Genomic DNA, 22,987 nt, shown 5'->3' with positions numbered 1-22,987 from the left:
GTAAAATTAGATTTTCTTAAACAGAACACAGGCGTTGTGGCCGCCGAATCCGAAAGTATTGCTCATGGCAACTTTCACATCTTTTTTCGCAGCTTCGTTGAAGGTGAAATTCAGTCGGCTGTCGATATGCTCATCATCGGTAAAATGGTTGATGGTAGGAGGAACAATTCCATGGATAATGGTTCCTAATGCAGCAATGGCCTCAATCACGCCCGCAGCGCCCAGAAGGTGACCGGTCATTGATTTGGTGGAATTGATCTGAATGTCGAATGCATGTTCGCCCAGCAATTTGGAAATGGCATTGGATTCTGCAATATCCCCTAATGGAGTAGACGTACCATGCATATTGATGTGGTCTACTTCATCAGCAGTTAAGCCTGCATCTTCCAGACAGTTTTTCATTACCAGATAAGCACCTAATCCTTCCGGATGAGGGGCTGTCATGTGGTGTGCATCTGCGCTCAGACCTCCGCCCAGCAGTTCTGCATAGATGGTGGCTCCGCGTTTTACAGCATGTTCGTATTCCTCAAGGATGATACATCCGGCTCCTTCACCCAGTACAAAGCCGTCGCGGTCTTTGTCAAAAGGCCTGGAGGCAGTGGTAGGATCGTCATTTCTGGTGGAAAGTGCCATCATGGCATTGAATCCGCCGACACCGCTTGCCGTAACGGCAGCTTCAGAACCTCCGCACACGATGACGTCTGCTTTTCCGAGCTGGAGCAGCATCTTGGCATCGATCAAGGCGTTGGCTGAAGAGGCACATGCCGAAACTGTGGTATAGTTCGGTCCGTGAAATCCGTATTCAATGGAAATATGTCCCGGTGTGATGTCCGCAATCATTTTAGGGATGAAGAACGGGTTGAAGCGCGGAATTTCCGTATTGGCCCAACCTAATACTTCAGTCTCAAAAGTTTCGAGTCCGCCGATTCCTGATCCCCAGATTACCCCGACCCTGTCTTTGTTGACGTTATCGGCGATAATGCGTGAGTGTTCCACAGCTTCCCTGGCAGCAACCAGTCCAAGCTGGGTATTCCGGTCCATTTTTTTGGCTTCTTTCTTATCGAAATACTGCAACGGATCGAAATTCTTTACTTCACAAGCGAACTTCGTTTTGAAGTTTGTGGCATCAAAAAGAGTAATCGGAGCGGTACCGCTCTCACCTTTTACAAGATTTTCCCAGTATTCTTTTGCATTATTTCCAATCGGTGTTATTGCTCCAAACCCGGTTACAACTACTCTTTTCAATTCCATAAACTTTGTTTGTTTTCTTTTTGTTGAAGAATATTATTTATTTACTACTTCTTCGATGTAAGCGATAGCGTGACCTACAGTAGTAATTTTTTCAGCCTGGTCATCAGGAATCTGAATGTTGAATTCTTTTTCGAATTCCATGATTAATTCAACTGTATCTAATGAGTCTGCTCCTAAATCGTTAGTAAAGCTAGCCTCAGGAGTTACTTCTGTTTCTTCAACGTCAAGCTTATCAGCGATGATAGCTTTTACTCTTGATGCAATGTCTGACATAGTAAATTTTTTTTTTATTGTTAGATGGTGCAAATATATAAAATTCTTTACGATAAAACATTTTTTTAGCTTTTTTTGTACCCTGTGGGGATGTATTTTATCGGCTGTCTTTTTAGTCTTTTCGTTTTCAGAGCTTTATATTCCGGTACCGTAAGTATGGTTTAATGTCCGGTTATACAGGCAATATACCTGCCATCTCATTCTCCGGCCGCCGTTCTCCGGTCATTTTCCGGCCGCAGATGAAATTTCCTCCGGAAGATCCCTTACCTTTGCAGGCCCTGAACCGATAGCTTCCGGAAAGCTCCGCTGAACCCTTCGCCATCTGTCGGCTTTCAGTCAAAATGATTAATGTATATGCTGATGAAAAATATGATTCTTGCCGTCCTCCTTTTCGTGTCAGGACTTTGCTTCTCCCAGAAAAAAGGGAAAATTATCAAAATCAAGGACGGGGACACCGTAGTAATCCTGCTTCCCGGCAATGTGGAACAGACCCTCCGCCTGGCCGAGGTCGACTGTCCTGAAGACAGCCAGGCCTTTGGAAAGGCTGCCCGGCAATTTACCGCCGGCCAGGTGTTCGGCAAGACCGTTACCTACTACAGTACAGGAAAAGACCGGTACGGCAGGGAAGTGGCCGGGGTGTTCTACGACCAGGACAAATACCTGTCCCGGGAAATTGTAAAGGCAGGATTCGGCTGGTGGTACTTCAAAGCTTCCAAGAATACCGAGCTTCAAAAGCTCCAGGATGAAGCCCGGGCTCAAAAGCTGGGGCTCTGGGCAGATAAAAAACCGCTGTCGCCGTGGGATTTCAGGAAAAATAAGAAGAATAAAAGTACTTCAAAATCCGAAAAGAAACGCTCTTCGAAATCTCAGACTTCGAAGAGCGTTGTTGTTGATCAATAGCGATAAGTTATTCAGCGCCTGACTTGCAGAATGCATCCCAGGTGGTCCAGAAATGGGCATTGATGGCTCCCGGAGGCGGGCTGGTGCTGTCGGCAACGATTCCTACCATGGAGGCGCAGTTGGAATTGCATCCGATCTGGTTTTTGCTGCCTTCCTTAGGCGGGATTTCGCGCCATGTTCCGGTGGAACCGCTCATCATTTCCACTTTGATGTCAAAGATTCCTGATAGGCCGTCCGTCTTAATCTGGCGGGTAGGCTGTTCGCTGGAAATGGTGTCGCTCCAGTTTCCCTGAGAAAAAGTGACTTTCCATTGGGTAATCATTTTTACGGTGTCGTTCTCGGGCGAAATGTATACCCAGAACTGGGCTCCGCCGCCTACCTGTAATTGTCCTGATGAATTCGCGTTGTAGCTGGTGTTGGTGGTTTCCATATTGTTGTATTATGCGTTGTTTTGTATTCCAAAGTAAAGAAGAAAAACAGATCCGGAGTGCCGTATAAATAACCAATTTCGGGATGCGTACAATTACCTAAAACGCTCTTCGAAGTCTCAGGCCACGCCTCACGCTCTTCGAAGTCTCAGACTTCACAGAGCGTGCCAGTGGATCACGGTAGGGAAGGCGGCGGTATAGATGGCATTTTCCGGCTGCATGGCCTTCCGGAAAAATGGCTGCGATTCCCACAGATGCTCCTGTATCCAGGCAGCGGAATGGACCATGGGGACAATCATATACTTTCTGCCGGTCTTTTGCAGGACGGCCTGAGCCAACAGATCAAGGTCGTTGTTGGTGATCGTGTTGGCGATCAGCAGCAGGTGCAGCCGGGTTATTTTGCGGCCTACACAGATGGCTTCCTCCTGGCGGAACAGGAAAATTTCTTCGATAGGGAAACGGCGGGTAAGGATGCGGACTACGGATTCGTACGGAGAGTCGGTTTGGGTTCCGGCCGCCGGTTCCGGAATGTGGTCAGGATATTTCACGGAGATTCTGATATCGCGGAATGTTCTTTTTACCAGTTCATGCAGTTTCTGTCCGGCAATGGCAACGGCTTCCCGGAACTCGGCCCGGAGGTGGGAATACTCTTTACCCGTCTCTGCTTTTCCTGCACTCAGGAGGGCTTCGGTGATATAATAGGTATTCCCGGTCTTTTTTAGCAGGAAGCTTCTGATTTCCGGGAAAAACGGTTCCAGCCTCATCAGTCTTTGATCCAAAGTATCCTGAAGGAAGTACCGGCCCGGACAGAGGAACTCCAGGTGGAACAGGTGGTGCTCAAAAAGGCTGGTGTATACATGATAGGCGGTAATAAAAGAACCCATTTTTTCCGCTTTACGGATTTCTTCGTTCAGCAGCCGGCAGGTAAAACGGTACTTCTGCCGGATCTGCCGGAATTTCTTCATCGATCGGGAAAGTTCTTCACCGGGAAGCTCGTGTCTGCCGGAATTGTAGACCAGTGTTGATGCGGTGCAGTGCCGTTGGAGGAAGAGGGTGCCCAGGGCCAGGTGTTTTTCCATATCGTTGCCGGCCAGGAGGATGAGATGGATACCGTACCGGGACCATGCTTTTCTGGTCTGCCTGTCCGGAAACAGGCCGTCCGGCATCCGGGAGCAGTCCAGGTGAATGATGAGATAGGATTTGCCGGAAGCCTGGAAACGGCTCAGGAACACATGGCGGACAGGCACTTTTTCCACAAAGGAATTCAGCAGCTGGCTCAGTGGACGGTGGTGCGGAAGCGTGGCAGGAAGAATGATCTTTTGTTTCATTGTATTGTTTTTTCGGCAAGTTGGAGCTAAAAACCCGCGTAGCCAACCAGAAAAAGAGGTAGTGAACTAAAAACAGGAGGTAAAAAACAAAAGTATTGTTCCATTTACTTTCCATTGATAGGCGAAGCCTGTTCACTGCATCAGGGATCCGATAGCATTTCCTTTTGCGCTGATAAACCCTGCTTCTTGATGTTGAAAACCATGCATTGAAGTAGGAGCTGAATCACTTTCCGCATCCCGCTTCCTTGCCCATTACTCCGGCTGTACTTCAAAGTAAAATACAGGCAGGTATAACGGCATCCCGCAGAATTTTATATCTTTGGTTGTAAATCATAATCCATGGCAGCTACAGCACAGAAACATATCGGGAGAAACATCGCAAGAATCAGGGAAATGCGCGGCATGAAGCAGGAAACCCTGGCCGACCTCTTAGGCGTCAGTCAGCAGAAAGTCTCCCTCCTCGAAAACGCCGAAACCCTCGAAGACCACAAGCTCGAACCCATCGCCAAAGCCCTGGAACTTCCCCTCGAAGCCCTGAAGAATTTTTCAGAGGATGCTGTTTTCAATATTATTTCAAATACTTTTAATGAGAATAGTTCAAACAACAATAATTATCAATGCTCTATCAATCCTATTGATAAGCTGATTGAAGTCTACGAAGAGAATAAGAAGCTGTATGAACGGTTGCTGGAGACGGAGAAGGAAAAGAGTAGGGTGATTGAGGAGTTGGTGAGGAAATTTATTAAAGAATAGGACTTAATTTTTATAGTTGCAGGCTGTCTTTTCAGGCAGCTTTATGTTTGATTAAATAATGGTTTTATAATACATTTAGGTCGAATTCTTGCAAGGATAAACTTTTTATCTATTCAATAAAGAATATAATTTAGTACAGTCTTTTTAAATTCTATTCACATATTAGACATTAAGAATTTTCTTTGAGTAATTTCAGCGCTAAATCAGCATTAACGATTATTTTTTTTCCGTTCTGAATAATAGCTTCATTGAGCACGCCTGAATTTTTAATTTTTTGGGCCTTGGTCTTACCGCACCCAATATTGTTAAAGTTTGTAGCAATATAAAATATGATATTGAAATCTCTTTTAAAGATGGGAAATATAAGTTTGTTGTACTTGGACTTGAAAATAATGGTAAAGATTTAAGAGGGATACCGCATTAGGGAGAGCTGAATTTTATTAATAGCTGGACACACTTTAAAAAGGATGGCGAAGTAAGAAAAATGTATCAAAAAGCAGTTAACAGCGTTTCAGGCTATTTTAATAACCTTAGCAAAAGTTTTTATGATTATATATATAATCTAAATGTTACTGCAAAAAAAGATAATTGGTAAATAAAAAGCGACAAGGTTTGTCGTTTTCGAAATATAATTTGTCAAAAAAAAATTCAGGGAAAATACCTAAAGTTTTATAGAGTTTTTTAGTTATAATTGCCATATATTATACTTAATGAAAACTATAATAGTCAATTTTAGTTAGATATAACTCCTAAACAACTTAGAATGAGAAGAAAAATAATTTCCAAACTATTAGCAATTTACCTTTCAAAGACAGAAGCCCTTTGGTCTTTACACTGCAATAGAATAAAGCCTCTTTACTGAGGCTTTTATATTACTAATAATTTCAACTGAAACTCAAATGAAAAAAATATTTCCTCTACAAGAAGTAATTGAAGATATTATCAATACGGATAAGTCTCTGTCATCTTCATTAATGAGGCTGAATTATTTTGGAAAATTAATTAATAATGAAGAGCTTATTAATTATACTAATAAAGAATTGAATGGTTATGGTTCAAATGATGAAGTACCAAATTATAGAAAATCTTTAGGCAAAATTAGAATTGAAATGCAAGCATATATTCATAAGCATCATGGAGTTTTGCCTGTTTCTATGCTAAAAGAACCATATAATGAGATATACAAATATGTTAAGGTTAGAGAGGGTATTTCTTCAATCGAACAGCTTGGAAAAGAGGCGATATCAAATGAGCAAACCAACAAAGAAATTGGAACTGAATTTCCAATGGAATTATTATCTATCTTACAAGAACCAGCAAGAAAGCTTTATAAATCTGATGTTAGAGTTGATGTTGTAGGAGCTACATTAAGCACCAGTAAAAGTGTAATAGTGGAAATGCCAAATGCTATTAGAACTAAACTTTTAGATTTTGTAATGAAAATTGCAGAAGAATTTGGATATGATATTGAAATTGAAACATTTAATAAAAGTCAAGGAAATAATAATCAAACAATAAATACTTATATGAGTACAACAATTAACAACAACGGTGATGGTAACCTAATCAATACAGGTAATCATAATAATATTGATAATAAGGTTCACATAAATAAAGGTGATTTGAAAAATCTTAAAGAAGAATTGAGAAATCACGGAATAGATGAGGTGGATATTCAGGAAATATCAACAATCATTGCCGAAGAACAACCAAATTTAGAAAGCGGGAGGTTAGGGATAAGAGCAAATGAATGGATTGCTAATATCATCAATAAATCGTTAAATGGTGTTGGTAAAATAGGAACGGGAGTGACGGCTAATTTATTAGCATCATTAATAAAAGGATATTTTGATATTGTTTAATCTTTAAGAACATTTGATGAATTTAATTAGCCAAATTGTAAATGAATTAATGGACGACAGAAGCTCTTTAAATGGAGCATTATTAAAAACAAAAGTATTAGCAAGCAGAATAGGAAATCAAGAACTTTTGAAATGGGCAAATTCCGAATTGTCAGGTTATATTGATGAAGATGATGAGGAATTACCTGATTATAGAAAAAATATTTGGAATGCTTTACAAGGGACTGTCGTGAATGGATTCACACAATATAATAATTACGAAATTCCTACAGTAAACTTAGATGAGGAAATAGAACATTCTCTTAGGACTAAAAATTTCTTTGATAGCGTCAATGCTTTAGAAAGTTTAATTCAAGAGCAAGGAGTTTTAACCTCTCCTATTAGAGCTGAAATTAGACAAATTTTAGAAAACAATTGGAAAAGAATGGGAAATCCATATATTTCTATTGTTTCTTGTTATAAAATTATTCCTAAGGCGAATATTGTAGCTATTATTTCTAATGTTAGAAGTAAGCTGCTTGACTTTTTGCTCGCAGTTGAAACTGAATTTGGAGAAAGTGTTGAAATAAAGGATTTGAAATCAAAAAATGATGAAATTACAAGTATTATGCACCAAACTATAATTAATAATAATGGCGATGGAAATTCTATAAATACAGGTGACCAAAACTCACTATCTAATCATTCTAAAAGAACTAAATAATTTAATTTATATGAGATTATTAAAAGATATTTTAGCAAGAGGTTTTAGATTGTCTTATAAAAAAATGACTGAGTTTTTAAAAGATAATAGAAAAATATTTATCATATTTATTTTGACACTTGTTATTTCTTTTTTCTCTATTGAGTATATAAATAAATTAATCTTAGAAATTGGTAAAACGATTGATTGTCAAAAAAGCTCTTTTAAAATTGGTTATTGGATCCTATTTTTATGCATTTTTATTTTTTATATTAATCTGATCCTAAAAAGATATATACATAAAAAGAATATAACCTTCTTAATTTATTATATATCTATAATTTATATTTCTTTACGTTTTGTTAATATTATTCAAGATGATTTAAAACAAGATTTTAAAATATCCTTTGAAAAACAGGATGAAATAAAGTTTTTGTATGAGTATAATATAAGATATGCTGATATAATCCTGATTGTTGCAATTTTACATACACTTAATTTATTATATGTTTTAAAGAAGAGATTTGGTTTAGAATATAGGAATGACGAATTAAATTTTTTTATAGAGGACAAGTTATTTAGTAATCAAACAATAGATAATGAAAAAATACTTTTACAATTAATTGAAAATATTTCTGGTTTTAAGCCTGAGCAATCTTTTAGCATAGGTTTAAATGCTGTCTGGGGATATGGTAAGAGTAGTTTTTTACATAGATTTAAATTGCTATACAGTGAGCAATATCCCAAAAGTATTATTTTTTGGTATAGAATATGGAAAAATAAAGGATCGAACGCTATAATTGAGAATTTTTTTGAAGAGTTAAAAGAAAATCTTAAACCTTATTCAGCCGAAATTTCTAATGATATTGATAAATATGTTGATTCTATATTAAGCCTTTCGAGTAGTGATTTAAAAAAGTTAAGTGATTTTGGGAAAAGCTTTTTTAATGAAAATGAAACTCTCGAAAGTTTTTATTTAAACATTAATAACATTATAAAAACAATTGATAGGCAAATAGTAATATTGCTTGATGATTTAGACCGTTTGGAAAAAGAAGAGATAATGAACACTCTGAAACTAATACGAACTTTATCCGATTTTAATAATATTATTTTCATTTCGGGATATGATAGAAAATATATAATTGAAACCATTGATGTAAAGAAAAATAATTACTTAGATAAAATATTTAATGTTGAAATTAACCTTTTACCTTTTAATTCTGAATTAATTGTTAATGAGTTATTGGATTTAATAAATAGTAGCTTTCCAAAAAATGAATCAAATGAGGATGAAATAGATATGTATGTTGTTTTCAAGAACCTATTTGATTCTAATTCAGATGTTCAAAATTCCATTCTGAGTTTAGAAGATATTATAGACAGTTATGAAAATAAAAATTCTTACAAACCAAATCATCAATTATCTTATCAAGATTTCTTTGAGACTTACCGAGATGTAAAACGATTTGTAAATGAATTCAAATTTAATTTTTCATTTATTAATATTAGATCAAATATTGTTATAAGTGAATATATACTTTTAAAGCTTCTTACCTATAAATTTCGGGACTTACAGTATGCTATTTTTTCTGATCTAAATAAAATTTTAGACAAGGGAATAATTGACAATGTAAATAGAGATATAAAAATACTTGGTGCTGATCTTTCTAATGATATATACATTTATAGTTTTAAAGTGAAAGAAAGTCTCAAAGAAAATCTACTAAAAGATTATAGGGATAAGGATTTTAATATTATTGATGCCGTATTCTATAGATTATTTGGAAAAAAATCGATAGAATATTATGAAAAAAATCAAAATTCAATATCAAAAATATTTTATACTGATATTTATATTAAAAATGATATAGCTGGGAATATTATAAATATCTCTGATATGCATACTGCACATTTTGAGAATAAATTATTTGATTTAGCCGAAGGAATTGACATTAAAGAAAATAAAAATTTATTTTCTATTGCAAATGAAATCAAACAATTTATTTATAATAATAGATTAAATAGTAAAGACCAATTTTTAGACTCTTTAAAAACGCTAAATTATATTATTATTAATAGTAATTATCATGATGACAAGGAAACGGTAAGAATTCTCTTAGATGCTTTTAAGTTTATTTATAATGGCAATAAAGATGTTTTTAATAAAGATGTTTTTAATATAATAAAAACCGAATCTATAGGATATTTAGATTTATTATTTAGTGACATAAATGTAAATCTTGTTCGAAAAAAATATTCTGATGACCATAATAATAGTAGATATACAAATGAAATTTCGAATGTGATTGATGTAGAACATTTACTAATTAGGAAATTAGAATATCTTATAGAAAGTAAATCTTCTCCTATAAGTGTCTTTAATTATTATACTAAAAATACAAAATATTTAGTTTTAGATAAAAGAATAATATATTCTGAATTAGCTAATAATTTGCTAAAGGAAGATATTTACAATCGTTTCAAAGAATATTATAATTCTAACCTATTTCAGACATTTAAAAAAGATGGGATAAATATAAATACTGCTGAGTTTACTGGATATGCTCCTTATTTTGCTTTAGCTCAAATCTTTTCAAATACCAACACTCTTATGAGTCTGGTGGAATCTCCTACTGAAGAGCTATACAATCAATTTTATAAAGAGGGATGGATTAATTTGGTTAATTTTTTAGATACGATTCCAGATTCAAATAATGAATCAGAATATGAAGAGTTGTTTTATTCAATAAAACTTATCAAGAAATATATTGAAAATGGTCTTGCTCCTTTAAATGCCAGTCAGTATAATCAAATTTGGTCACATTTTTAATTTTTTTGTTATGGATATTTACTTAGATAATAATGCTTTTATAGACATAGAACAGGGGAGTCTAACTATTGATGATTTAAAGAATAAGTATAAAGATGAAAACTTAAGCTTTTATTATTCACCTGCACACATTCATGAGTCAAATGAGATTAAAGCGGATAGCTTAGCATTGATTCAAGAAAGATTGGAAAAACGCTTTAAGACAATTTCTTCTATTACTCAAAACAATTATCTATATCAAGAACTTTCAAGTAACGAAGTACATAAAATAAAACAAATACCATTTAGTATTTATAAGCTAATTAATCAAGTTAGTTTTGCAAAAGACTCTATGAAAAGCATGGTTAATATCGTTGATGAAAGTCAAAAACAGATTGTTAGAGAAGCCATAGGACTTAACCCAACAGAAATGAATAACTATAGGACAAGTGATGTGATTTCTCAAATTAATAAAAAATTAGACTTGTTTCAAGGATATTCTTTTTTAGGTTTAATAGAGATGGGTTTCGAGCTACATCCAGACGGAAAATCTTTTGGATTACATAATAAATTTGCAGGTGTTTTTGAGCTATTAGATTTTTTTGGGTATTGGAAAGATAAGTATAATGAAAAATCAAACTATGCGAGGCTTTGGGATTCAAATCATGCATTCTTTGCAAGCTATTGTGATGTTTTTATTTCCAGAGATAAACGTACAAGGAACAAAGCCGAGGTTGCTTATAATGTTTTCGAAATAAATACTAAGGTAGATTTAATTTAATATTAATAATATAAAAACGTATTTATGCTAAATATAGAAGATGAAAATCAATGGTCACCAATTTATTACAAATATAGGACGATTGACAATTATAAATATTTTGTTGATATATTATTATATAAACGATTGTTTGCATCAACTTATAAAAATATGAATGACCCAATGGAGGGAATATATTATACTAATAGAGCTTTTTTAAGTCAAGATGCTAAAAATAAAATATTACAAGAAAAAGGAGATATTAAGTTTTGTTGTTTAGCTAAACGACCCAATAATATGTTAATGTGGTCTCATTATGCTAATGGGCATAGTGGCATAGCATTGGGTGTAAGGATAAATAAGAGGGATAATGATATTCAAAATATAGAATATTTTTCTGACCATACATTTATTGATAATCATAATGAGAAAACTGCAAGAGATATTCTAAGTAGAAAATTAGAATATTGGAAGTATGAACAGGAAATTAGGATATTTCCCAAAATATCGAGTGATTATATTGTTTGTAGGATTGAAGAAATAATTTTAGGAAGAAAAATCTCTAAAGAAAACGAAAATTTAATCAGGGATATGGTGAGAAAAATTGACGATAGTATTCGAGTAATAAAAGAAGTTGATGTACATTATTTTGATTGAGGAGATAATAATAACTTGGAATTAACAAGCACTAAAAAATAAAAATAATTTACCGTACAATAATCGTACAATTAGTGAAAATAAAAACCTTAAATTATTGATATTTAATAATTTAAGGCTTTATTTTTGTGGAGTTGGAGGGATTTTGACCCTCGTCCAAACAAGCAATACATAAGCTTTCTATAGTGTTATTCCGCCAATGGTTTTCGACTGGATGCAGAGGGCAGACACCCAACTTCCAGCTTATCTTCTGAGGTTTTCGAGCTTTACCGTTGCAAATATGAAGCTTGCGAAGATCTTCGTTGTTTTTATAGCAAACACAGATTTTCTTTGAGCAATAGTTTTTTACCGCAAAGGAAAGCATAACTTTAGGAAAACGGTTTTTATCTGTTTGTTTTTACTACATTGCTGAATGTTTGGTGTATCCTGTTGAATGACCACATCAGAAAATGATCACAATAGGATCAGCTTGATTCATCGAAATTTTATGATAAAGTATGGCAATAAGCAGTAAAAATAAGCGCAGGGTTTCCATGGATAATAAGCAATACCTGTGGCGGGTATTTGATGAATATGACCAGACCGAATTTGACGGTATACAGGTAAAGGCAGTCTGTTCTGATCAGACCCATTTTATAAAATATGGATTGCAGCAAGAACCGGATGATCGGAAATTGGTACTGGTATTGAAAAATTACACCAAACTGGTTCATCTGGCATCACCTCCTGTATTTGAAGATAGCGAAGGGATAATAAGTAATGCAGGGATTAAGAAAATGATACAATGGTGCAAAAGAGAACAGCATCAGATTCAATATTCATATAATGGAAATAAGAACAACCTTACCGGAAAAGAGCAACAGGCATTGCTTAAGGACATACAGGAGAAATTAGGATAAGAAAAATGAAGATACATTTGATATTCATACTGGGATTTTCGGTTTCATGTACGGAACAGCCGGAAAAGAAAATAAAGGACGACCCGTGGGAAAAATTACAGGTGAATACTGATTTTCAGAAAATTACCATTGACCGTCATTCCGACAGTGCCGAAGTTGTAAATATAATCTGGAACAAGGAGATTTATAACATTCCGCCCAAATATATTGTTGAAGATACGGTAAGAACAAAGATTTATCTCAGCGGAAGTGAAAAAGACAGCCTGAAAAATTGGATCATGTCTTCCATAATCAACCCTGAATTCACTGATTTATATGCTACCGATTATGTAGGAAATGTAGAACTGAAGTACATTGATAGAGGCACGACCCTGAGCTGTACCTATAATTCTGTAGGAGAATGGGATGAAGTGTCAGAAAACACAAAGAAAATTTACAATCTACTGAATAGAAAGACCAAGTTATCCAGACAGTAGATCAGGTTAAGTCTTGTACTACTGAAAGCGTTCGGTCATTTCCCTCGCTTGCAAAAGAGTCACACTCTTACCCGTCAAGTACGTTTTAATTGATCATAAAACAGGATGTTTCTTGCACCATTAGATGAGTTTACTATGGTTTAAAGAATTCCCAAAACCAAAAAAGAGAAAACACAGCGTTTTCTCTTTTTGATATCAGTGGAGTTGGAGGGATTTGGACCCTCGTTCAAACAAGCAATATATAAGCTTTCTATAGGTTGTTCCGCCATTGGTTTTCGATTGGAGGTAAGTAATATGTATTTCGTCAATGCATTTTACGTTATCCTCTTGTGTATTACCTATAATTGTAACGGGAATTTTTAACAAACAATTCCTCCTACAAATTCAACAGAAATTTTAGAATAATCTTTTTTTCTGGTGATTTTTATTGTTCCAAAGTGTTCAGTCGAATCGGATGCTGAAAAATATTGTCCCACATGTGTAATTATTTCCACATTATAATTTTTGTTAGTTAATTTTGCTTTGATCAGGTTCTTATTTACAGTCTTCACATCTCTTTCATCGTTGGAATGAAATAGTTGCCATGTTCCATCAATTCTCATAATAAAAAGGGATCTGCCCATTTGAGCCGGAACTTCAGCTCCTTGCATTAAAATATTATCATTTTCATTAGCTCCTTTTTTAGAATAAGAAATGATACATCCAGCATCGAATTTATTCAGAACAAGAGAATCTGGAAAAGAATCAACTGTAAGAGGTACTTTTATTGAAGTTTTCTCTATCAGTTTTGTATCATTACTATTTTCTTTTCTACAGGAAGATAAGGTTACGAAAAAGATAATAGGGATTAAAAAATTAAATTTTATCATTTATTTTAATTTTAGCTCATGCAAATATAAAAGGTTAATGATATTTTAATAAATACTTGTACTGAACGATTTATTTAAATAAGTACATATCAGATTACAACAGGACCTATTTAGTTTTGAAGACAAAATAAAAAAGAGAAAACACAGCGTTTTCTCTTTTTGATATCAGTGGAGTTGGAGGAACTACATTTTTAAATCTGTTAAAATCTTGATTAATTTATAAATGCTTTGTACAAAGGCTTTTTAAGATTGTTTAATTAAATTGAATTTATTGAAATTAAACTATATTTGAATTTTTTGGGTACAACTTTGGGTACAACTTTAAATTTTAATCATTTCAATTATGGCATCAGTAAGTTTTTTTATTAGAGGAAAAGTGGCGGATAAAGAAAGTACAATTTGGGCAAAGTTTAGAGATAAAGATATTGATTTACGTGTTCCTGTTCCGTATCTGAGTTGTAAGCCTAAAGAATGGAAAGACGGGAAATGCAAAATGCCGTCTAAAAAAATGCATAAAGATGATGCTGAAACTATAAACACTCGTCTTTCTCAATTAGAAGCTAACATTATTTCAAGTTACATAAATGATATTCCTGAAGTAGATTTAAAAGAATGGCTGAAATCTATTATAGAACCTACAACTTTAAAAAGAGAAGATAATAACTATTCGGATGATGTGATTGCTTTTATTGACACTTATATTTCTTTAAAAAAAGATAGTGTTACGGAATCGACTATTAAGAAAGCTAATGTTGTTAAGCAATTAATGATAAGGTATGTAGAAGATAGAAAAATAAGAAAGAAAACATTTAGAGGTTTAAAATTTAAAGATTTAGATAATTCTTTTAGAATTGATTTTGAAGATTATTGTAATAAGGAAAGTTATAAGATTTCAACTACATATCGCAACCTTAAATTCTTAAAGATGATTTGTAAAGTTGCAGGTTCTTTTGATATTGAAGTTCATAAGCATTCGGAATTATGGAAATTTGAAGTTGAAAAAGCAACAAAGCATATCCCAAAATCAATTTACTTAACTTTTGATGAGTTGGATAGAATAGAGCATAAAGAAATGCCACATGATTATTTAGATAATGCAAGAGATTGGCTACTTATCTCCTGTTATACAGGGCAACGTGTGAGTGATTATATGAGGTTTAATTCTTCTATGATTGTGGAAGATAGTGAGGGACAGAAATACATTGAATTTACACAGCAAAAGACCAATGCTAAGATGCAAATTCCTTTATTAAAAAAAGTCCAAGATATTTTAGCAAAACGAAACGGAGAATTTCCCCGAAAAATATCAGATGTAAACCTAAATCTTTATATCAAAGAAGTGTGCGAAATTGCTGAAATAGATGAGATTGTATATAACGGTAGAACTGAGACGATAGAAAAAGATGGGAAGAGTATTACACGCAAAGTTTTTGGCAATTTTCCTAAACATAAACTTGTTACATCTCATATAGGAAGAAAAAGTTTTGCTTCTAATTTTTATGAGAAAATTCCTACTACTTATTTGCTTAATTTTACAGGACACACTACGGAAAAGCAATTATTGGCTTACATTAATAAAACGGAAGTTGAAAAAGCAAAATCAACAGCAAAGATTTTTAATAGCTTAGGATATTAATATAAATGATTGAAATAAATACTAAGAGAGGAATTGCATTAGACTTTATTGTTTATGTAATAGCTATGGAAGACCCTGTGTCATATCATGGCATACATGAGTTCTTTTTACAAAATTTTGAAGTAGAAAAACCTGCACACATACCTGAAATTAGAGATATAAAAGCCAGGTTGGACGGTATGCAATCAAACATAAGCATTGATATTAAAAATGTAATTATCTCAGAAACGATAAATGATTTATTGTCTTTTTACCCAAAGGAGTTGTCACCTCAAAAAATAGAAAGTTCAGAAGAATTAATAACAGATTATTTCGAGTATATAAGCCGTTTTTTAAATATAAATGCAGTAATTGTAAATGACGGATTAATCGATTTTTCAAATATTGGGTCAATTGATGAAATTTATAATGATGAAGAAATTAATAATATTGTAAGTGTAATTAGGACTATAATTATTATAACAACTAATATAGTAGAGCAGCTTCAAAAACATACATTTGAAAGTTTACCAATTAATGAAAACGAAATTAATTCCGCTGTCATATCAGAACATTTTCAAAATTACTTACTTCTTAAAATTATATCTCCAAATATTTATATAAGCTATTATGCTTCGCTTGTATTTTCTTTACAAAAAAGAGCATCAAACTTTTTAAGCCGTTTTATAAGGGAAGTTAGTGGGGTATCAGAATCAATTCTTATCAATAAATATTCTAGCCGTGAGAAATATCTCGATTATCAAATAAATGAAAATGAAAAATTACTCTTTGAACATTCATTTCAAACTCCGCAACTTGATGGTTCTTTTTTTGCTTACACCGAATCTTCTATAATCTCTTTACAGTCATCTTTTATCTCTTTGGAAGAATCTCTAAAAAACTACCTTAATATATTAAGCGCATCAGAACTATTACGGTTTGCAGACCTTACAGCAGTCAATTTATATCAGTTTTTAGAATTAAATGCAGAACATTCTCTTTACGGAATGAAGCTAAAATACCTGAATTTACAGCGATATGGAGATAGAGTACATTCACAGGAAAACAATTTCCTTAAGAATGAGTTAGATATTTTTATGAAAGAAAAGTCAGCTTTAGTTGATTATTTGCAATTAAAATCTTTTGATAACAGTACTATAAAAATTATTTTAAATGCAATTTCAGAAAATAAATATAGTAGTAATGGTGTTAAAGAAATGGAATTTAAAAATGATATTTATTTCTTTAGGTTTTGTTATTTCTTCTATATTTTCGATTACTTCTATGAGGTCGAAGGAAAGAAATTTGATACTATTGCTTCCTTTGAAAGAATTACTAAATTCAATATAAATAATAAAAGAGAGGTAAAACAACAATATCTTAAAAATTTTCTTGACATTGACAATCCACAGGGTAAACACTATCCTTTCACTTTTAAAACTACTGATGCTTTTCTTACAGAAATTGAATATTCATTAGGAATTAATAGGGAAAAATTAAAACCGATTCTAGGATAAAAAATAATTGAAATTTTTATAACTGATAATCAGAAGGTTAAATTATTTTGTCTTAAAAATATTTTCCCTGTTTTTTCCCTGTTTTCCCTATCTGAACCTTTGTATCATAATCTTAAACAAATAAAAATTATGACAAATTCAGCAATTCAATTGATGCAGATAGATTTAGAATCTTTTGGTCAATACATTCAAAAATTAGTGAGAGAGGAATTAGAAAAACATATTCCTGCACAATCAACAGAAAAAGAATTTTATACTCGTGAAGAAACAGCAAAGCTTTTAAATGTAAGTTTGACAACATTATTTCATTGGAATAATGACGGTACATTGAAAAATACTAAAATCGGTAATAGAGTTTATTACTCAAAAGATGAAGTATTCTCAAAATTGAACCAAGCTTCTTAAAACTGAGGGAACTTCTTCCCAATCCAATTATTTCTTAATCATTTACCACACTTTTAATGTTTAATCAAAGCACAGTCGAGTATTGTGTGGGTATCTCTTGTGTCAAATTTAAAATAATAATTATCATGTCAAATACAATTCAATTATTCAATAAAAACTACAATGTTTATTATCATTATCAAGATTTAACAACTATTTGGGAACTGCAATCTTACCTATCAATAACAGATTTAAATCGATACAACCAATTAAAAGAAGATATTACCCAAAACGGTGTTATTGACCCGATTTTATATTACGCCACACCAGACGGAATTAAGCTAGTTATTGATGGTCATATACGATTAAAAGCGTGTATAGAGTTGGAAATTTCAGATATTCCAAAAAAAGAAATTCGAGAAAATTTTGCATTGCTTTCAGATGTTCAGTTTTGGATGGTTAAACATCAATGTCAGAGAAGAAATCTTACACCTGTGGAAAAACTAAAATTTGCCTGTTTACATGAAGAAACTATTGTAAAAAAAGCAAAAGAAAATCTTTCTAAAGCTGGTAGAGGTGATAATGTGAAAGATAAAATTGATACTATTTTAGAAATTTCCAAATTGGCAGGTATCGGTAGGACTACCACAGCTAGATATAGAAGTGTAATAAATAGTGGCTTTTATGGTATTATAGGGCAAATGATGCAGGAGAGTTTAAGTATAACCACTGCATATAATCAAGTTCAGGACAAACTGAAATTGAAAGAAATGAACATTATTCCCGAAATTGAAGATAAGTTAAACTCTCAACAAAAATGTCAATCAAGGCAAAAATGTACTCAATCTGAGATTCAAGAACCAAAATATGTGAATGATGTTAATGCAGGAACGCATCTTTTGAGGGATAATGAAATTGAATATTTTATCATGACCAAAGATGAAGCTAAAGTAAAAGATTTTCTATCTCAACAACTAAACAGTAAGTGTGCAGTATTCATCATGGAAGATTAAGGTTATACACAAGTGTATAAGGCTCTCGAAAAGCTGAATCTTTTTACTATTACATCGCATAATTCTGCAGGCGCACATGTAAAGCCTTGCAAATACCAAAAATCAACTAAAACAATTCGTATAACAAAATCCTAAATACATTGCAAAAAGCCATGTACAGCCCTTGTTATGCCTTTTAAACAGCATTATTTATTATGATTAACAAAATATCGCATTGCACTAACCGTGCTATTACTGGCTCATTCCAAAATATCGAAGAAGTTGTTGAATTTATCAAATTCCCTCCAACTAAACATGTGTATTTGGTGCAGTATGCCCGAACTTTAGAGCGTGGTTCAATTGACTACCAAAAAATCAAAAAATATCAACTTCCTGCAATATCCATCAACTTTAATTTTTCGGACGGATATATTGTAGGAAAGAATGTAGCAGAATCTACAGGATACCTTTATATTGATGTGGATGGTAAGACTGAGCAGGATTTAGAAATCAACGCAGCTTATGTATGTGCTTATTGGAGAAGTTTATCTAATACTGGACTGACTTTAGTGGTAAAAGTTGATGGGCTGACACCTGATAACTTTAAGATTGCCACTCAGGAGATTGCAAAGCTGTTGGATGTACCTTTTGACAGTAAGGCGGTATCTATTGACAGACTTACGGTATTATCATATGACCCGAATGCACATTATAATGATAATGTAGAGGTTTTTCCTATTGCAGAATTGGTTTCTGGGCAGTTAGTAGAACTCAGTAACACAGGCTCTAAAAACTTCCGTAACACTATCATTAAAGATAACTCTTTAATAGGTATACACTGTGACGGAAAAATAAGATATAATAATCTTGATGAAGTAACTAAAGGTATGGATATTATATACGATGACCGAGGCATCTATGATTGTGGTTCGAACAAAATAAGATACCATAGTGCCTTTATTCCTAAAGGAGTTAAAGAGGGAAATCGTGAAAAGGTTCTTGGATTGTACGCGAAGCGGCTACTTTTCCTAAATCCAGATTTAGATAAGAAAACATTATCTAAAATGATATTTTATGCTAATATGGTAAATTTAATGACCCCATTAGAAAACAATGAGGTTTGGGGAATAATAGATAAAGCATTTAATAAGAGAGATAATCCAAGAACAAATAAAACAAAAAGATTCTTCTTTAAGGATATTACCCTTACCGCTATTGAAAAAAGTAGAAAATGCTTAGAAGTTATAAATCAGGAAAAAAGAGAAAAAACACAGAAAAGGAAAAATTTAATCTCAGAACTATTCTGTAATTGGAATTGTCACGAAAATGGTAAGATTACCCCTAAAAAAGTAATGGAACTGACAGGATTAAAAAAAACAACAGTTTATAATTATTTTAAAGAAAATACAGCATCTGTACCGAATTGTAACGACATGTAATATTATACATTAATCAAATTATAGTTAGCCTTATTTATTTTTAAGGCTACTTATATTTTTGTATTTCGATTATATATTTTAATACTTTTTACAATCAGTATTACTATGTATATAAATAGTAATATAGAGCATAATAAAAGTAAATAAACTATGTAACCTTCATATTTATTATTAAATAAAACGATATTTAAATTATATAGTTTGAAATATTTGATTATCAATGAAAAGAAATAAATAGGTAATGAAATTGTAAGACAAATAATAATATATTTATTAAAGCTTTTCATACTTTTAATATAATTTATATAATTTGTTTCTTTATAAGTGTAGGAAGTAACCTTTTCTCCTGACTTTTTTAAATCCGTAATTTCTTTTAATTGTTCCTTTTTATTTAAAATAAATGAATAAAGAAGTGTATACAGAGATATGCAAAAGCCAAAAACTACGATTGCAAAATTTGAAATATCGGATAATAAATTATTATAAAAGTCCATATTTAATGTTGAATACTTTGTTTTGTAAACTCCGTTATTATAGAGTTTAAGTTTTTCATTATGAAATCCTTTTCAAATATTTTATCTAAATCATTTTCATGAAATTCGATTTGACTATTTAAAATCTCTTCAATGGTTTGAGAGAGTTTATTGAAATCATTTTTTTGCTCTTCAGTAATACGTATTTCTCTATTATTTTTAAAGACTTTAAAAACTCTTTTATTAAAATTATTCTTTGTAAATAAGATTTCTTCAAATTTATCAGTTGGTACGTCTTTATACGAATTTTTGGTAGTTTTAGAAACTTTAGAAGTAATTAAGTAATTTTTTAGTTTAACATCTGGGTCGTCTTCTTGTTCGTAATGACTAGATAATTGTATTTCAAAATTTTCTAATAACTTATTTTGCTTTATTTCTTTTAAAATACTTTCTAATTTTAAGTTTCTTATTTTTATATCTAATATTTTTTTACAAAGAAGTTTACATATTGAAATTATCTCACTAGAATCTTTTGTCGGGTCATCATATACAAAAAATTTCCATTGGAAAACAAACTTAGAGGAATCTTGACCATATATTTGGGGGAGGGCTAAAAGATAGTTTGTGTCACTTCCTACTTTGTGATTTTTCTGTAAGTTTATTTTTTCATCTAATTCAACAAATCCATCTATTAAATTTGTATTATAAGCTGTTATTTTTATTAATAATGTAGGAATTTCTTCATAGCTTTCTTCAAAATATTCTATTGCTGAAATTTGAGTTTCTTTAACCTTATTTATTTTAGGTTGTCTTATAGTAGGCATACTTTCATTAAAATTATCAATTTTCTTTTTGAGATTATTTATCATAGATAAATATGTTAGGTCATCATATAAGCCTATTTCTCTTTCAATAACTTCAGATGAAAATATGGGAACCCTAATCTTATGTTTTTTAATATTTTCTTCCATTATATTAATTGTTAAAGTATTAATAAGCTCAAATATACAGAATTAGAAATTTATTTTAACAAATAAGAAAATAACCCTAAGTATATTAATTAACTTCTTTTTTATTGTTAATTTTGAACTTAGTAGGTAGAGAAATATTATGCTTTAAGCAGTACTCTATAAATTTACCATTTTCAATTACCTCAAATGCTGAGGATTTTGCACATTCTAAAGTTGAATATTGTTTTTTACTTTTTTTATTGTGGATTGTTAAGTGGAAATAATCATCAATTTCCACAATTTCAATTTCAAATAAATTTTTCTTAATAGAATGAAGTTTTCCTAAATACTTCCATTTTACAGAATTAATAAAATTTCTTTTTCTACTCTCAAATCGCTTCATAGATTCCATGAGATTTGATGCTTCTTGACTATCTGTCAAATTATCACAACATAGTGTTCCAACTTGTAAGGCTCCCCATTTTTCATGATAAATATGAAAAGCGTATCTAATATTACTACCACAATTTTCACACTCTCCAATTAAATCTCCCAAATCTTCATCACCAATATATTCCCATCCATAATTAGGTTTTACTTTTCCATGCTCCATTGCGTGACAACCTTTGCATAATGTTACGCAGTCTTCAGCTGCATATTCCCATAGGTTTCTTCCCTTTATATATTTTGTGTGGTGGACTTGAAGAATTGTTTCAGTTGACTTTTTTCCACATACCGTGCATCTATATCCATCATTTTCAATAATGCTATCACGAAATTCTTTCCAAATTTTACAATTGTATTTGTTATTCATGAATATTGATTAAAATTAAATTATTATATAAATCTTAGAACAGATACTCTACATTAGCAAACCTATAAAAGTAATGCGACAAAACATGTCGCATTTTTTTTATTATTTAATAAAAAATTGTTCTTCCATTTTTTTAATTAATTCGGATAAGGTTGTCTTATTGATATTATCAAATTCCTGAAAAGAAATTTTTTGACCAGTTGTCTCTAAAAAATCTTTATATAAATCAGGTAAAAGCAACTCTCGTTTTTCTAACAAGCTTTTAAATGCATCCTGTACACATTTATTAGTATTCTTATAATAAAATTTATCGCCGTCTGATTGAGCATCTATAAAAGCCTTAATTATGTCGTTATCAAATACTAAATTATTATAAAATTTTTGAAACAAATTATATATATCACTTACCAGCTCTTCGTGATTTGAAGCTATTAAAGAATTAAAAGGAGCTTTTTGCTTAATATCAATTTTTTCTCCTATATATTTCCCATGACACAATGCTAAAATTAAATAGAGACCATTTTCTGACTTTACATTAATTTTTCTAGATTTATTAAGTACTTCTTCCCAAGAAATTAGTTTCTTGTCATCATCAAGTAAACCATCATGATTAGAAGAGCCGTGTGTATAAATATGAATTAAAATATTATTTTTGTTAATATCTTTCTCGTGGATATAATCAAGAATATTTAGAAATTCTTCTTTTGTTTTAAATTCAAAATATTCTGTTTCAATTGACTTATCAACGATTTTTAATTTTATGACAGTATCATTATAAAGCGCAAAACCATTTGTTTGAGATGATTCCTGAGAATCAATACATTCTATAAAGTAAAATTTATTAAGTTTTGTA

Annotated in this window: 23 protein-coding genes; 14 read left to right on the top strand and 9 right to left on the bottom strand. The window is 32.0% G+C overall.

Annotated elements, in window-relative coordinates; genetic code table 11:
- Positions 1-6 precede the first annotated feature (6 nt).
- On the bottom strand, positions 7-1,251 hold the full coding sequence (gene fabF / locus QZ735_RS13935; protein ID WP_294249533.1) for a beta-ketoacyl-ACP synthase II: 1,245 nt from the start codon (positions 1,249-1,251) through the stop codon (positions 7-9).
- 33 nt (positions 1,252-1,284) lie between these two features.
- Positions 1,285-1,524, bottom strand: a complete 240-nt coding sequence (locus QZ735_RS13930) for an acyl carrier protein (RefSeq protein ID WP_002976354.1) — start codon at positions 1,522-1,524, stop codon at positions 1,285-1,287.
- A 360-nt stretch (positions 1,525-1,884) separates the two neighbouring features.
- On the opposite strand from QZ735_RS13930, the gene QZ735_RS13925 reads away from it, so the two are divergent.
- On the top strand, positions 1,885-2,424 hold the full coding sequence (locus QZ735_RS13925; protein ID WP_294249531.1) for a thermonuclease family protein: 540 nt from the start codon (positions 1,885-1,887) through the stop codon (positions 2,422-2,424).
- Between the two features lie 7 nt (positions 2,425-2,431).
- Here QZ735_RS13925 and QZ735_RS13920 read toward each other — a convergent pair whose 3' ends face one another.
- Together QZ735_RS13920 and QZ735_RS13915 are read right to left on the bottom strand one after the other, a co-directional pair.
- Positions 2,432-2,854 carry a hypothetical protein gene (locus tag QZ735_RS13920; protein ID WP_294249529.1) on the bottom strand — a complete coding sequence of 141 codons (423 nt, stop codon included), beginning with the start codon at positions 2,852-2,854 and terminating at the stop codon, positions 2,432-2,434.
- 153 nt (positions 2,855-3,007) lie between these two features.
- Entirely contained in the window at positions 3,008-4,180 is a 1,173-nt protein-coding gene (locus tag QZ735_RS13915) for a hypothetical protein (protein ID WP_294249528.1), read from the bottom strand.
- 339 nt (positions 4,181-4,519) lie between these two features.
- Here QZ735_RS13915 and QZ735_RS13910 point away from each other — a divergent pair, with 339 nt between their 5' ends.
- Entirely contained in the window at positions 4,520-4,933 is a 414-nt protein-coding gene (locus tag QZ735_RS13910; protein ID WP_294249526.1) for a helix-turn-helix transcriptional regulator, read from the top strand.
- Between the two features lie 169 nt (positions 4,934-5,102).
- Here the strand turns inward: QZ735_RS13910 and QZ735_RS13905 are convergent, their stop codons facing one another.
- Positions 5,103-5,234 (bottom strand): DUF3853 family protein, encoded by a 132-nt coding sequence (locus QZ735_RS13905; protein ID WP_294249554.1) that lies wholly within the window; start codon positions 5,232-5,234, stop codon positions 5,103-5,105.
- 598 nt (positions 5,235-5,832) lie between these two features.
- On the opposite strand from QZ735_RS13905, the gene QZ735_RS13900 reads away from it, so the two are divergent.
- From QZ735_RS13900 to QZ735_RS13870, 7 genes are all read left to right on the top strand, one after another.
- Positions 5,833-6,795 (top strand): hypothetical protein, encoded by a 963-nt coding sequence (locus QZ735_RS13900; RefSeq protein WP_294249524.1) that lies wholly within the window; start codon positions 5,833-5,835, stop codon positions 6,793-6,795.
- A gap of 16 nt (positions 6,796-6,811) precedes the next feature.
- On the top strand, positions 6,812-7,498 hold the full coding sequence (locus QZ735_RS13895; protein WP_294249522.1) for a hypothetical protein: 687 nt from the start codon (positions 6,812-6,814) through the stop codon (positions 7,496-7,498).
- A 10-nt stretch (positions 7,499-7,508) separates the two neighbouring features.
- Positions 7,509-10,310, top strand: coding sequence for a P-loop NTPase fold protein (locus QZ735_RS13890; protein WP_294249518.1), 2,802 nt, complete (start codon positions 7,509-7,511; stop codon positions 10,308-10,310).
- 10 nt (positions 10,311-10,320) lie between these two features.
- A complete protein-coding gene (locus tag QZ735_RS13885; protein WP_294249516.1) occupies positions 10,321-11,070 on the top strand; it encodes a hypothetical protein in 750 nt (249 codons plus the stop codon).
- Positions 11,071-11,094: 24 nt separating this feature from the next.
- A complete protein-coding gene (locus QZ735_RS13880) occupies positions 11,095-11,706 on the top strand; it encodes a DUF2971 domain-containing protein (RefSeq protein ID WP_294249514.1) in 612 nt (203 codons plus the stop codon).
- A 497-nt stretch (positions 11,707-12,203) separates the two neighbouring features.
- Positions 12,204-12,605, top strand: a complete 402-nt coding sequence (locus tag QZ735_RS13875; protein ID WP_294249511.1) for a hypothetical protein — start codon at positions 12,204-12,206, stop codon at positions 12,603-12,605.
- 17 nt (positions 12,606-12,622) lie between these two features.
- Positions 12,623-13,081 carry a hypothetical protein gene (locus QZ735_RS13870; RefSeq protein ID WP_294249509.1) on the top strand — a complete coding sequence of 153 codons (459 nt, stop codon included), beginning with the start codon at positions 12,623-12,625 and terminating at the stop codon, positions 13,079-13,081.
- Between the two features lie 359 nt (positions 13,082-13,440).
- Here QZ735_RS13870 and QZ735_RS13865 read toward each other — a convergent pair whose 3' ends face one another.
- Positions 13,441-13,950: a hypothetical protein gene (locus QZ735_RS13865; RefSeq protein WP_294249507.1), complete on the bottom strand. Its 510-nt coding sequence runs from the start codon at positions 13,948-13,950 to the stop codon at positions 13,441-13,443.
- A gap of 343 nt (positions 13,951-14,293) precedes the next feature.
- On the opposite strand from QZ735_RS13865, the gene QZ735_RS13860 reads away from it, so the two are divergent.
- The 5 genes from QZ735_RS13860 to QZ735_RS13840 all read left to right on the top strand — a co-directional run bounded on the left by QZ735_RS13860 (position 14,294) and on the right by QZ735_RS13840 (position 19,897).
- Positions 14,294-15,586: a phage integrase SAM-like domain-containing protein gene (locus QZ735_RS13860; RefSeq protein ID WP_294249505.1), complete on the top strand. Its 1,293-nt coding sequence runs from the start codon at positions 14,294-14,296 to the stop codon at positions 15,584-15,586.
- 5 nt (positions 15,587-15,591) lie between these two features.
- Positions 15,592-17,082 (top strand): hypothetical protein, encoded by a 1,491-nt coding sequence (locus QZ735_RS13855; RefSeq protein ID WP_294249503.1) that lies wholly within the window; start codon positions 15,592-15,594, stop codon positions 17,080-17,082.
- Positions 17,083-17,211: 129 nt separating this feature from the next.
- A complete protein-coding gene (locus QZ735_RS13850; protein ID WP_146943298.1) occupies positions 17,212-17,487 on the top strand; it encodes a helix-turn-helix domain-containing protein in 276 nt (91 codons plus the stop codon).
- A 125-nt stretch (positions 17,488-17,612) separates the two neighbouring features.
- Entirely contained in the window at positions 17,613-18,479 is an 867-nt protein-coding gene (locus QZ735_RS13845) for a ParB N-terminal domain-containing protein (protein ID WP_294249500.1), read from the top strand.
- Between the two features lie 194 nt (positions 18,480-18,673).
- Entirely contained in the window at positions 18,674-19,897 is a 1,224-nt protein-coding gene (locus tag QZ735_RS13840; protein WP_294249498.1) for a BT4734/BF3469 family protein, read from the top strand.
- 496 nt (positions 19,898-20,393) lie between these two features.
- Here QZ735_RS13840 and QZ735_RS13835 read toward each other — a convergent pair whose 3' ends face one another.
- From QZ735_RS13835 to QZ735_RS13825, 3 genes are all read right to left on the bottom strand, one after another.
- Positions 20,394-21,341 (bottom strand): hypothetical protein, encoded by a 948-nt coding sequence (locus tag QZ735_RS13835; RefSeq protein WP_294249496.1) that lies wholly within the window; start codon positions 21,339-21,341, stop codon positions 20,394-20,396.
- 85 nt (positions 21,342-21,426) lie between these two features.
- On the bottom strand, positions 21,427-22,134 hold the full coding sequence (locus QZ735_RS13830; protein WP_294249494.1) for an HNH endonuclease signature motif containing protein: 708 nt from the start codon (positions 22,132-22,134) through the stop codon (positions 21,427-21,429).
- A gap of 102 nt (positions 22,135-22,236) precedes the next feature.
- Positions 22,237-22,987, bottom strand: a 751-nt coding sequence (locus QZ735_RS13825; protein ID WP_294249492.1) for a hypothetical protein, incomplete at its 5' end; no start/stop codon positions are given.

Origin of the sequence: uncultured Chryseobacterium sp., assembly GCF_913776365.1 — a bacterium.
Lineage (GTDB): Bacteria > Bacteroidota > Bacteroidia > Flavobacteriales > Weeksellaceae > Chryseobacterium.
Note: the sequence above shows the minus strand (reverse complement) of the source record. Positions and strands in the feature narration are given on the sequence as shown.